Source organism: Pseudomonas sp. GW821-FHT03E01 (assembly GCF_059420765.1).
Genome location: NZ_JBWKUI010000025.1, coordinates 42,042 through 53,646, shown reverse-complemented (window position 1 = coordinate 53,646; position 11,605 = coordinate 42,042). Strand labels below are relative to the sequence as shown.

The window sequence follows — 11,605 nt, the reverse complement described above, 5'->3', positions numbered from 1 at the left end:
ATAGCGCCCTCACTGACGCCATCGCCAGCAAGCCGGCTCCTACAAAAGCAGTACCCCAACACATTCGAGATTAAGAAGACCAGCATGCGCACATTGACGATTGAACCGCTGACCAAAGAAGCCTTCGCCCCTTTCGGTGACGTGATCGAAACCGACGGCAGCGATCACTTCATGATCAACAACGGTTCGACCATGCGCTTCCACAAACTGGCGACGGTGGAAACCGCCACGCCAGAGGACAAGGCGATCATCAGCATCTTCCGCGCCGACGCGCAGGACATGCCGCTGACGGTACGCATGCTGGAGCGCCATCCGCTGGGCAGTCAGGCGTTCATTCCGCTGCTCGGCAACCCCTTTCTGATCGTGGTCGCGCCACTTGGCGATGCACCTGTATCAGGCTTGGTCCGCGCCTTCGTCACCAACGGCAGGCAGGGCATTAATTACCATCGCGGCGTCTGGCACCACCCGGTGCTGACGATCGAAAAGCGGGATGACTTCCTGGTGGTTGATCGCAGTGGCACAGGCAACAACTGCGATGAGCATTTTTTCCAAGAGGATGAGTGTTTGATCCTCGCCCCCCACCAATAAGAGAAGGTCTGATCACTCGACAACAAGGGTGACAGGCGAGAGGTAAAGACTGTGGAAGCACATCTGTTGGAATGGCTGAACCTGAGCGTGCGCTGGGTTCACATGATCACTGGCGTGGCCTGGATCGGCGCGTCGTTCTATTTCGTCTGGCTGGAAAACAACCTCAATCGGGTCAACCCGAAAAACGGCCTGGCGGGCGATTTGTGGGCAATCCATGGCGGCGGTATCTACCACCTGGAAAAATACAAACTGGCTCCACCGACCATGCCGGACAACCTGCACTGGTTCAAATGGGAAGCCTATTTCACCTGGCTGTCGGGGATCGCGCTGCTGTGCGTGGTGTTCTACTCCAACCCGACGCTGTACCTGCTGGCACCGGGCAGCACCCTGAGCGGCCCTGAAGGCGTGGCTATCGGCCTCGGCTCGTTGTTCATCAGCTGGTTCATCTACTCCTTCCTCTGCGACTCGGCCCTGGGCAAACGCCCTGCCCTGCTAGGCGCAATCCTGTTCGTGCTGATCATCGGCGCCGCCTACGGCTTCAGCAAAGTGTTCAGCGGTCGTGGCGCGTACCTGCACGTCGGCGCGATCATCGGCACCATCATGGTCGGCAACGTGTTCCGCATCATCATGCCGGCCCAGCGCGCCCTGGTGGCGGCGATCGCCGAAAACCGCACGCCCGATCCGGCGCTGCCGGCCAAAGGTTTGCTGCGTTCGCGGCACAACAACTACTTCACCTTGCCGGTGCTGTTCATCATGATCAGCAACCACTTCCCGAGCACCTACGGCAGCCAGTACAACTGGCTGATCCTGGCCGGGATCGCGGTGCTGGCGGTGTTGGTGCGTCACTACTTCAACACCCGTCACGACAGCCACAAATTCGCCTGGACCCTGCCCGTTGCGGCGGTCGGCATGATTTGCCTGGCCTACGTGACCGGCCCGGCGCCGATGTCCAGCGCACCTGAAGTGGCCAAGGCACCTGGGACCATCGAGTACCAGCCGCTGCCGGAAACCGCCCTGGGCGGTGGTGCCAAACCTGAAGCGGCGAAACCTGATGCGCCTGCCGCTGCACCGGCCCAAGCCTCGAATCAGGGCCCGACGTTCGACAAGGTTCACAGCGTCATTCAGGAACGTTGCGCGGTCTGTCACTCGGCCAAGCCCACCAGCCCGCTGTTCAGTGCCGCACCGGCCGGCGTGATGTTCGACACGCCAGAACAGATCCGCCAAAACGCTGCCCGCATCCAGGCTCAAGCGGTCACCAGCCAGATCATGCCACTGGGCAACATCACCCAGATGACCCAGCAGGAACGTGACCTGATCGGCGCGTGGATTGTTCAGGGAGCTCCGACCAAGTAAGTAAAAACCATTGTGGCGATAGGTTTTGTGTGGCGAGGGGGCTTGCCCCCGTTCGACCGCGAAGCGGTCGTAAAACCGGCGGATGCGGCCCTCTAGATAGAACGCGATTGCTGGGATTGGGGCTGCTTTGCAGCCCAACGGGGGCAAGCCCCCTCGCCACAGCAAGCTCCCTCGCCACAGGTTTGCCTGATACAAAAATCACAAGAATAAAAAAGATCCGAGGTGTTGCATGTCCGAGCTATCCGAAGCGCGCATCCCCGACGCACCCGCCATTCAACGTTTACCCCTTGTGCAACTGATTCTGGTCGGCCTGCAACACGTTCTGCTGATGTACGGCGGCGCCATTGCAGTGCCGCTGATCATCGGGCAGGCCGCCGGCCTGAACCGTGAAGAAATCGCCTTCCTGATCAACGCCGACCTGCTGGTGGCTGGCATTGCCACCATCGTCCAGTCGCTGGGCATCGGCCCGATGGGCATTCGCATGCCGGTGATGATGGGCGCCAGTTTCGCCGCGGTCGGCAGCATGGTGGCCATGGCCGGGATGCCCGGCATCGGCCTGCAAGGGATTTTCGGCGCGACCATTGCCGCCGGTTTCTTCGGCATGCTCATCGCACCGTTCATGTCCAAGGTCGTGCGCTTCTTCCCGCCACTGGTGACCGGCACTGTCATCACCTCGATCGGTTTATCGCTGTTCCCCGTAGCCGTGAACTGGGCCGGTGGCGGCGCTGGCGCGGCTCAATTCGGTTCACCTGTCTACCTGGCCATTGCTGCACTGGTGTTGGCCACCATTCTGCTGGTCCACCGCTTCATGCGCGGATTCTGGGTCAACATCTCGGTGCTGATCGGCATGTGCCTGGGTTACGCGATTTGCGGCGTGATCGGCATGGTCGACCTCAGCGGCATGGACCAGGCGCCGTGGCTGCAAATCGTCACCCCGCTGCATTTCGGCATGCCGAAATTCGAGCTCGCACCGATTCTGTCCATGTGCCTGGTGGTGGTAATCATCTTCGTCGAGTCCACCGGGATGTTCCTCGCGCTGGGCAAAATCACCGGCCAGGACGTCACGCCGCGGATGCTGCGTCGCGGCTTGCTGTGCGATGCCGGTGCTTCGTTTTTCGCCGGCTTCTTCAACACCTTCACCCACTCCTCATTCGCTCAGAACATCGGCCTGGTACAAATGACCGGCGTACGTTGCCGCTCGGTGACCATCGTCGCCGGTGGCTTACTGATCGTGCTGAGCCTGCTGCCCAAAGCCGCGTTCCTGGTGGCATCGATACCTCCGGCGGTACTCGGCGGCGCGGCGATTGCGATGTTCGGCATGGTCGCCGCCACCGGGATCAAGATTCTCCAGGAAGCCGACATCGGTGACCGGCGCAACCAGTTGCTGGTGGCGGTGAGTATCGGCATGGGGCTGATCCCGGTGGTGCGCCCGGAATTCTTCGCCCACCTGCCGATGTGGATGAGCCCGATCACCCACAGCGGCATCGCCATGGCCACGCTTAGCGCCCTGGCATTGAACCTGTTGTTCAACATCCTCGGCGGTCACGAACGCGCAGCCGTCAACGACTGCCACGCCCACACGCACTGACACAGTACAAAGCACACACCCTGTGGCGAGTTCCCACAGGGGTGACTGCCTGCACCTCAAACAATAAAAACAAGAGGGAGCAACAGATGATTCGTACCCAGACAAGTCTGTCGTTCAGCAATGCCCCACACCTGTCGCCAGTGCTCTGTTGCGGGGCACTTGAGACCTGGCCAAGGAGTCAGTATTCTCCGCGGCCGCCCGAATCCGGTCTAAAAAAAAGCCCGGATTTAATTCCTGACCGGAAAGCCAACTTACCCCGGCTCCGGGCAGTATCAAGGCTTCCCGAAAAGACGCTCAATCGACTGTTTTAGAACAGCCGAACGGGCATTTTTTGGCTTTTTGAAAGCCTTGGCTCAGCTCTTGCTAACAGCACCAAAGCTGACCGAATGGATGATTTTTTTACAGCAGCAAGAAAAGGCGCCACACCAGAGCGCCGACCTTAGAAAAATAACGTGGAACCACCTACTTTTTGGGAGCAACCGAATGAAACGTACGTGCACCAGCCTGATGCTCGCGGGATCCTTGCTGGCCGGGGGCCAGGCCATGGCCGGCGACTTGCTGCAATGGCAGAACAACAGCCTGACCTACCTCTATGGCAAGGACTTCCAGGTCAACCCGCGCATTCAGCAAACCGTCACTTTCGAGCACGCCGATGCATGGAAATACGGCGACAACTTCATGTTCGTCGACAAGATTTTCTACAACGGCAAGGACGACCCCGGCGTCGGTTCGAACACCTACTACGGCGAAATCAGCCCGCGCTTGTCGTTTGGCAAAATCTTCGACCAGAAACTGGAGTTCGGCCCGGTCAAGGACGTGCTGCTGGCCATGACGTACGAGTTCGGTGAAGGCGATACCGAGTCTTACCTGATCGGTCCGGGTTTCGACCTGGCGATTCCTGGTTTCGACTACTTCCAGCTGAACTTCTACCAGCGTCACACCGAAGGCAGCCGCCCGGGTGACAACGTCTGGCAGATCACCCCGGTCTGGTCCTACACCATTCCGGTGGGCGATTCGAACATCCTGATCGATGGCTTCATGGACTGGGTGGTCGACAACGACAAGAACAGCAAAGGCACCTACCACGCCAACCTGCACTTCAACCCGCAGATCAAATACGACTTGGGCAAAGCGCTGAACATTGGCGAGAAGCAGTTGTATGTGGGTGTCGAGTACGACTATTGGTCGGACAAGTACGGGATCAGGGACAGTCAGTACTTCAAGACCGATCAGAGCAACACGAGCTTGCTGGTGAAGTTCCACTTCTGATCGTAAAAGCTTCGCGGGCAAGCCTCGCTCCTACAGGTCTTGTGTCGTTCACCGGTTATGTGAACGACTCAAATCCGTAGAAGCGAGGCTTGCCCGCGAACAGCCACACCGCAAATCTCAAGCCGGAACCGCAGGCTCCACCAACCCCAGAAACCGGCACAGCTCATCGCGCTTGGCCAACGCATCGCGCCGCCCCAGATCAATCAATTCGCTGCAATACCCCGCCTCGAACAGCAGATAACTCAGCACCCCTGCCCCGCTGGTCTTGGTCGCCCCCGGGCCGCGTAAAAACAGGCGCAAGGCTGCCGGCAGTTCCTGGCGATGCCGCGCGGCAATTTCATCGATTGGCTGACTCGGTGAAATCACCAACACATCCACCGGCGCCGCCCCCAATGCACGACTCGAGATGCCGTCGGGCAGCAGATGGCTGAACTGGTTCAGACGCTGCAACAACTCGATGTCACTTTCCAGGCTGTCAATGAACGTACTGTTGAGCAGGTGCCCACCGACTTGCGCCAGGGTCGGCTGCTGACCGGTGTAGGCACGTTGCAGCGGCTGTTGCGGATCGATCCCGCGCGGGTTGCCGCTGACGCCCACTACCAGCACGCGACTGGCGCCCAGGTGCAGGGCCGGGCTGATCGGTGCCGATTGACGCACCGCGCCATCGCCGAAATATTCTTCGCCGATTTTTACCGGTGCGAACAGCAACGGAATCGCGGAACTGGCGAGCAGATGGTCGACAGTCAGTTGGGTCGGCACGCCGACTCGCCGATGGCGCAACCAGGATTCGATGGTGCCGCCGCCCTGATAAAACGTGACGGCCTGGCCGGACTCGTAGCCGAACGCTGTAACCGCTACGGCCCGCAATTGCTTTTGCGCAATCGCTTCGGCAATCCCGGGCATGTGCAGTTTGTGATTGAGCAAGCGGCGCAGCGGCGAACTGTTAAGCAGGGCCACCGGCACCGGCGAGCCAATGCCCATCAGGTTGTGACTGACAAAACGGGCGGCCTGATGAATCACCCCCGGCCAATCGCTGCGTAATACCAGATGGCTGCGAAAACCTTGCCAGAAGGCCGTCAGACGCTCGATCGCACTCCGAAAATCCATCGCCCCACTGGCCAGGCTGACCGCATTGATCGCACCGGCCGAGGTGCCGACGATCACCGGAAACGGATTCGCCGCCCCCATCGGCAGCAGCTCGGCAATCGCTGCCAGCACGCCTACTTGATAGGCCGCACGAGCCCCACCGCCGGAAAGAATCAACCCTGTAACCGGTTCAGCAGGACTCATTGCAACACTCCATGGTGCTTAAAGGGATCGGTGACTCAACCGCGTTTGGCGTACAGTTTCGGCTCGCCCGGTGGGCGGCTCTTGAAGCGGCGATGCGCCCAGAGATATTGCTCCGGACATTCGCGCAACGCACCCTCCACCCATTGGTTGATCCGAATGCAATCGGCCTCTTCCGTCTCGCCGGGAAAGCCTTCGAGCGGGGCATGAATCACCAGTCGATAACCGCTGCCGTCAGCCAGGCGCTCCTGGGTGAACGGCACCACCAGCGCCTTGCCCAAGCGTGCGAATTTGCTGGTGGCGGTGACAGTCGCCGCCTGAATCCCGAACAGCGGCACGAAGATACTTTGCTTGGCGCCGTAGTCCTGATCCGGTGCGTACCAGATCGCTCTCCCTGCGCGCAGCAGTTTGAGCATGCCCCGCACGTCGTCGCGCTCCACCGCCAGCGAGTCGAGGTTATGCCGCTCGCGGCCTTGGCGCTGGATGAAGTCGAACAGCGGATTCTTGTGTTCGCGGTACATGCCATCGATGGTGTGTTGCTGACCGAGCAACGCTGCGCCGATCTCCAGCGTGGTGAAGTGCACAGCCATCAGAATCACGCCCTTGCCTTGCGCCTGAGCCTGTTTCAAATACTCCAGGCCTTCGACATGGGCCAGTTTCGCCAGACGCTTGCGCGACCACCACCAGCTCATGGCCATCTCGAAGAAGGCGATGCCGGTGGACGCGAAGTTTTCCTTGAGCAGGCGTTTGCGCTCGGCAGCGGATTTTTCAGGGAAACACAGCTCAAGATTGCGCTTGGCAATGCGCCGTCGGTCGCCGGCCACTCGGTACATCAATGCACCCAGGGCGCGACCGATCGCCAGTAACGCCGGATACGGCAACTGCACAATCAGCCACAACAGCCCCAGGCCACACCACAGCGGCCAGAAACGCGGAGAAAGAAATGCTGTTCGAAATCGCGGGCGTTCCATTAAAGGTTCCGGAAAGTTAATGGCCGCGCATTCTACATCGTTCGACCCGGCTTGCGGCCTGCGGGCGTTCTCGTTATAAGTCTCGGCACTTTTAGTGACAAGCCGTTGTATGCCGACCATGAGCCAAACCGAACCGCTAGACCAAGATCCCGTGTTCCAGTTGAAGGGCAGCATGCTGGCCATTACGGTGCTGGAACTGGCCCGTAACGACCTCGAGAACCTTGATCGGCAACTGGCCGCCAAGGTCGCCCAGGCGCCCAACTTCTTCAGTAATGCGCCGCTGGTACTGGCCCTGGACAAACTCCCGGCCAGCGAAGGCTCGGTCGACCTGCCGGGATTGATGCGCATCTGCCGCCAGCATGGCCTGCGCACCCTGGCGATCCGTGCCAGCCGCATTGAAGACATCGCAGCGGCCATTGCGGTCGATCTGCCAGTGCTGCCGCCGTCCGGCGCGCGGGAACGCCCGCTCGACCCGCTCGAAGGCGTCGTAGCGAAAAAACCCGAAAAACCACCGGAGCCGACCATCAAACCGACAAAAATCATCACGTCGCCAGTACGTGGTGGCCAGCAGATTTATGCCCAGGGCAGCGATCTGGTGGTGATTTCGTCGGTCAGCCCGGGGGCGGAACTTCTCGCCGACGGCAACATCCATGTATACGGCGCGATGCGCGGTCGTGTGCTGGCCGGCGTCAAAGGTGATACGAAAGCCAGGATTTTCTGTCAGCAAATGACCGCTGAACTGGTCTCCATCGCCGGTCACTACAAGGTTTCCGAGGACCTGCGCCGCGATCCATTGTGGGGCGCCGGAGTACAAGTCAGCCTGTCGGGTGACGTGTTGAACATCATTCGGCTTTAACGGATACTGCCGCATTTTCCAAGCATCTCTAAAACGTAGCGAAAACGGCTCAAACGAAGTAGGAAAAAGGCTAAAAGCAGTGTTTACCGGGGGTAGATACCGCTCAAAACCGGATTCCAGCCAAGGCTGTCCGACTGCAGTAGTTTTTCAAGAGATGTTTTTCAGGGGCTAAACGTCCTTTTTCCTTAGGGGTAAAACACCTTGGCCAAGATTCTCGTGGTTACATCCGGCAAGGGTGGTGTGGGTAAGACCACCACCAGCGCCGCTATCGGTACCGGCCTCGCTCTGCGTGGTCACAAAACAGTTATCGTCGACTTCGACGTCGGCTTGCGTAACCTCGACCTGATCATGGGTTGCGAGCGCCGCGTGGTGTATGACTTCGTCAACGTGGTGAACGGCGAAGCCAACCTGCAACAGGCCCTGATCAAAGACAAGCGCCTGGAAAACCTCTACGTGCTGGCCGCCAGTCAGACCCGCGATAAAGACGCGCTGACCCAGGAAGGCGTAGAAAAAGTCCTGATGCAGTTGAAAGAAGACTTCGAATTCGTGGTCTGCGACTCCCCGGCCGGTATCGAGAAAGGTGCCCACCTGGCCATGTACTTCGCTGACGAAGCGATCGTCGTGACCAACCCGGAAGTCTCCTCCGTACGTGACTCGGACCGCATGCTGGGCCTGCTGGCCAGCAAGTCCCGTCGCGCCGAAAACGGCGAAGACCCGATCAAGGAACACCTGTTGCTGACCCGCTACAACCCTACGCGCGTCGTCAACGGCGAAATGCTCGGCGTCGAAGACGTCAAGGAAATCCTCGCGGTGACCCTGCTGGGCGTGATTCCGGAATCGCAAGCCGTCCTCAAAGCCTCCAACCAGGGCGTGCCGGTGATTCTCGACGACCAGAGCGACGCCGGCCAGGCGTACAGCGATGCTGTCGATCGTCTGTTGGGCAAGACCGTGGACCATCGTTTCCTCGATGTCGAGAAGAAGGGATTCTTCGAGCGACTTTTTGGAGGTAGGTAATGAACCTTTTTGACTTCTTTCGTGCCAACAAAAAGCCCAGTACCGCCTCGGTAGCGAAAGAGCGTCTACAGATCATCGTGGCGCATGAACGCGGCCAACGCAGTACGCCGGACTACTTGCCAGCCTTGCAGAAGGAACTGGTGGAAGTGATCCGCAAGTACGTCAATATCGGGTCCGATGACGTGCACGTCGCTCTGGAAAACCAGGGCAGCTGCTCGATTCTGGAACTCAATATCACCCTGCCCGATCGCTGAGTCGATCCGGCGGGAGCCACGGCGGCTCAGGGCCCTTCCATGACTGGAGGGGGCCTGAGTCGCCGTTGGCGTTTGTTACGAGGCTGTTTTAATGCCGTTGTCCAACATCCGCATCATCTATCAGGACGCCGCCGTACTGGTGGTGGATAAACCGACCCTGTTGCTCTCCGTCCCCGGACGGGCCGATGACAACAAGGACTGCCTGATTACGCGCCTGCAAGAAAACGGCTACCCGGAAGCGCGAATTGTCCATCGGCTGGACTGGGAAACCTCCGGCATCATTCTGCTGGCCCGTGATCCGGACACTCATCGCGAGCTGTCTCGGCAATTTCACGACCGCGAAACCGAAAAGGCCTACACCGCCCTGTGCTGGGGACAACCGGAACTGGACAGTGGCAGCATCGACTTGCCCCTGCGCTACGATCCGCCGACCAAGCCACGGCATGTGGTGGACCACGAATTCGGCAAGCACGCCCTGACTTTCTGGCGTGTACTGGAGCGTTGTGGCGACTGGTGCCGCGTCGAGCTGACGCCAATCACCGGCCGTTCTCACCAGTTGCGCGTGCACATGCTCTCCATCGGCCACCCGCTGCTGGGTGACGGGCTCTATGCCCATCCGCAAGCCCTGGCTGCCTGGCCACGCCTGTGCCTGCACGCGAGCATGCTGAGCTTCACTCATCCGCAAAGCGGCGAACGCCTGCGCTTCGAGTGCCCGGCACCGTTCTAACGGTGGTGCCCAGGCTTCGGTGTCGAGGGAGCTGTTGTGGCGAGGAGGCTGTTGTGGCGAGGGAGCTTGCTCCCGCTGGAGTGCGGAGCACTCCCAAAACCAGCGACCGTATTCTGTCGGGCACACCGCGCAAGCAGGATTTGCGGCCGCTGCGCCGCCGAGCGGGAGCAAGCTCCCTCGCCACATTAAATCTCACGCGCCGCCAACATCAGGCCCGCCGCACTTTGCGCTTTCAATACGTTAAACTGGCGCCACTGCTGTCTGGAGCTTCTTATGCGCGAAGAGTTGAACCAAGGCCTGATCGACTTTCTCAAGGCCTCCCCTACCCCGTTCCATGCCACCGCCAGCCTTGTCCAGCGCCTGGAAGCGGCCGGTTTTGTGCGCCTCGACGAGCGCGAGCCATGGACCACCGAAGCCAATGGCCGTTACTACGTCACCCGTAACGACTCTTCGATCGTCGCGTTCAAAATGGGCCGTCATTCGCCCCTGCATGGCGGCATTCGCCTGGTTGGCGCGCACACCGACAGCCCGTGCCTGCGGGTCAAACCCCAGCCGGAACTGCAACGCCAGGGCTTCTGGCAATTGGGCGTCGAAGTCTATGGCGGTGCGCTGCTGGCGCCGTGGTTCGACCGCGATCTGTCGTTGGCCGGCCGCGTGACCTTCCGTCGCGATGGCAAGGTCGAGAGCCAGTTGATCGACTTCAAGGCTCCCGTTGCAATCATTCCGAACCTGGCCATTCACCTCAACCGTGAAGCCAACATGGGCTGGGCGATCAATGCCCAGACCGAGCTGCCGCCGATTCTCGCGCAATTCGCCGGTGACGAGCGCGTGGACTTCCGCGCCGTGCTCACCGATCAGCTGGCCCGCGAACATGGCCTGAACGCCGATGTGGTGCTCGATTACGAGCTGAGCTTCTACGACACCCAAAGCGCTGCGGTCATTGGCCTGCATGGCGATTTCATCGCGGGCGCTCGCCTGGACAACCTGTTGTCGTGCTACGCCGGCCTGCAAGCATTGCTGACGACCGAAACAGACGAAACCTGCGTGCTGGTCTGCAACGATCACGAAGAAGTCGGTTCCTGCTCGGCCTGTGGCGCCGACGGTCCGATGCTTGAGCAAACCCTGCGTCGCCTGTTGCCCGAAGGGGATGAATTCGTACGGACCATTCAGAAATCCCTGCTGGTCTCGGCCGACAACGCCCACGGCGTACACCCGAACTACGCCGACAAGCACGACGCCAACCACGGCCCGAAACTCAACGCCGGCCCGGTAATCAAGGTCAACAGCAACCAGCGCTACGCCACCAACAGCGAAACCGCCGGGTTCTTCCGTCATTTGTGCATGGCCGAAGAAGTACCGGTGCAAAGCTTCGTGGTGCGCAGCGACATGGGCTGCGGCTCGACCATCGGCCCGATCACCGCCAGCCACCTGGGCGTGCGCACCGTGGACATCGGCCTGCCGACGTTCGCCATGCACTCGATCCGCGAGCTGTGCGGCAGCCATGACCTGGCACACCTGGTCAAAGTGCTGAGCGCGTTTTACGCCTGCCGCGAATTGCCATAACCCTTGTGATTAAAAGGCAACTTTTGTGGCGAGGGAGCTTGCTCCCGCTCGGCTGCGAAGCAGTCGTAACTTGGCAAACTCGGTCTGGCTGATTAGCCGATGTTGCTTTGTTTTGGGGCTGCTTCGCAGCCCAAC

The 11,605-nt window shown here is 60.1% G+C and carries 11 protein-coding genes; 9 read left to right on the top strand and 2 right to left on the bottom strand.

What is annotated here, in order from left to right; all coding sequences use genetic code 11:
- Positions 1-84: 84 nt before the first annotated feature.
- From AC07VO_RS28890 to AC07VO_RS28875, 4 genes are all read left to right on the top strand, one after another.
- Positions 85-588 (top strand): ureidoglycolate lyase, encoded by a 504-nt coding sequence (locus tag AC07VO_RS28890; protein WP_018925187.1) that lies wholly within the window; start codon positions 85-87, stop codon positions 586-588.
- Positions 589-639: 51 nt separating this feature from the next.
- On the top strand, positions 640-1,941 hold the full coding sequence (locus tag AC07VO_RS28885; protein WP_019648213.1) for a urate hydroxylase PuuD: 1,302 nt from the start codon (positions 640-642) through the stop codon (positions 1,939-1,941).
- A 229-nt stretch (positions 1,942-2,170) separates the two neighbouring features.
- Positions 2,171-3,529, top strand: a complete 1,359-nt coding sequence (locus tag AC07VO_RS28880; protein WP_018925185.1) for a nucleobase:cation symporter-2 family protein — start codon at positions 2,171-2,173, stop codon at positions 3,527-3,529.
- A gap of 483 nt (positions 3,530-4,012) precedes the next feature.
- Complete coding sequence (locus AC07VO_RS28875) at positions 4,013-4,798, top strand: outer membrane protein OmpK (protein WP_018925184.1); 786 nt, start codon at positions 4,013-4,015, stop codon at positions 4,796-4,798.
- A gap of 117 nt (positions 4,799-4,915) precedes the next feature.
- On the opposite strand, the gene AC07VO_RS28870 is transcribed toward AC07VO_RS28875, so the two are convergent.
- Positions 4,916-6,088: a patatin-like phospholipase family protein gene (locus tag AC07VO_RS28870; protein ID WP_064619268.1), complete on the bottom strand. Its 1,173-nt coding sequence runs from the start codon at positions 6,086-6,088 to the stop codon at positions 4,916-4,918.
- A 35-nt stretch (positions 6,089-6,123) separates the two neighbouring features.
- On the bottom strand, positions 6,124-7,056 hold the full coding sequence (locus AC07VO_RS28865) for a lipid A biosynthesis lauroyl acyltransferase (RefSeq protein ID WP_018925182.1): 933 nt from the start codon (positions 7,054-7,056) through the stop codon (positions 6,124-6,126).
- Positions 7,057-7,174: 118 nt separating this feature from the next.
- Between AC07VO_RS28865 and minC the strand changes: the two genes are divergently transcribed.
- The 5 genes from minC (at position 7,175) to AC07VO_RS28840 (ending at position 11,470) form a co-directional block, all read left to right on the top strand.
- Complete coding sequence (minC, locus tag AC07VO_RS28860) at positions 7,175-7,912, top strand: septum site-determining protein MinC (protein ID WP_026331736.1); 738 nt, start codon at positions 7,175-7,177, stop codon at positions 7,910-7,912.
- A 201-nt stretch (positions 7,913-8,113) separates the two neighbouring features.
- Positions 8,114-8,926: a septum site-determining protein MinD gene (gene minD, locus AC07VO_RS28855; RefSeq protein WP_007940844.1), complete on the top strand. Its 813-nt coding sequence runs from the start codon at positions 8,114-8,116 to the stop codon at positions 8,924-8,926.
- Positions 8,926-9,180 (top strand): cell division topological specificity factor MinE, encoded by a 255-nt coding sequence (minE, locus tag AC07VO_RS28850; protein ID WP_007940845.1) that lies wholly within the window; start codon positions 8,926-8,928, stop codon positions 9,178-9,180. The genes minD and minE overlap by 1 nt, the downstream gene beginning before the upstream one ends.
- A gap of 91 nt (positions 9,181-9,271) precedes the next feature.
- On the top strand, positions 9,272-9,907 hold the full coding sequence (locus tag AC07VO_RS28845; RefSeq protein ID WP_018925180.1) for an RluA family pseudouridine synthase: 636 nt from the start codon (positions 9,272-9,274) through the stop codon (positions 9,905-9,907).
- Positions 9,908-10,180: 273 nt separating this feature from the next.
- Positions 10,181-11,470 (top strand): M18 family aminopeptidase, encoded by a 1,290-nt coding sequence (locus AC07VO_RS28840; RefSeq protein WP_018925179.1) that lies wholly within the window; start codon positions 10,181-10,183, stop codon positions 11,468-11,470.
- Positions 11,471-11,605: the final 135 nt, after the last annotated feature.

Excerpts from the sequence above, each read along its gene's own strand:
- AC07VO_RS28890 (WP_018925187.1), top strand. The coding sequence starts at position 85 with ATGCGCACATTGACGATTGAACCGCTGACCAAAGAAGCCTTCGCCCCT.
- AC07VO_RS28880 (WP_018925185.1), top strand. The coding sequence starts at position 2,171 with ATGTCCGAGCTATCCGAAGCGCGCATCCCCGACGCACCCGCCATTCAA.
- AC07VO_RS28875 (WP_018925184.1), top strand. The coding sequence starts at position 4,013 with ATGAAACGTACGTGCACCAGCCTGATGCTCGCGGGATCCTTGCTGGCC.
- AC07VO_RS28870 (WP_064619268.1), bottom strand. The coding sequence starts at position 6,088 with ATGAGTCCTGCTGAACCGGTTACAGGGTTGATTCTTTCCGGCGGTGGG.
- AC07VO_RS28865 (WP_018925182.1), bottom strand. The coding sequence starts at position 7,056 with ATGGAACGCCCGCGATTTCGAACAGCATTTCTTTCTCCGCGTTTCTGG.
- minC (WP_026331736.1), top strand. The coding sequence starts at position 7,175 with ATGAGCCAAACCGAACCGCTAGACCAAGATCCCGTGTTCCAGTTGAAG.
- minE (WP_007940845.1), top strand. The coding sequence starts at position 8,926 with ATGAACCTTTTTGACTTCTTTCGTGCCAACAAAAAGCCCAGTACCGCC.
- AC07VO_RS28845 (WP_018925180.1), top strand. The coding sequence starts at position 9,272 with ATGCCGTTGTCCAACATCCGCATCATCTATCAGGACGCCGCCGTACTG.
- AC07VO_RS28840 (WP_018925179.1), top strand. The coding sequence starts at position 10,181 with ATGCGCGAAGAGTTGAACCAAGGCCTGATCGACTTTCTCAAGGCCTCC.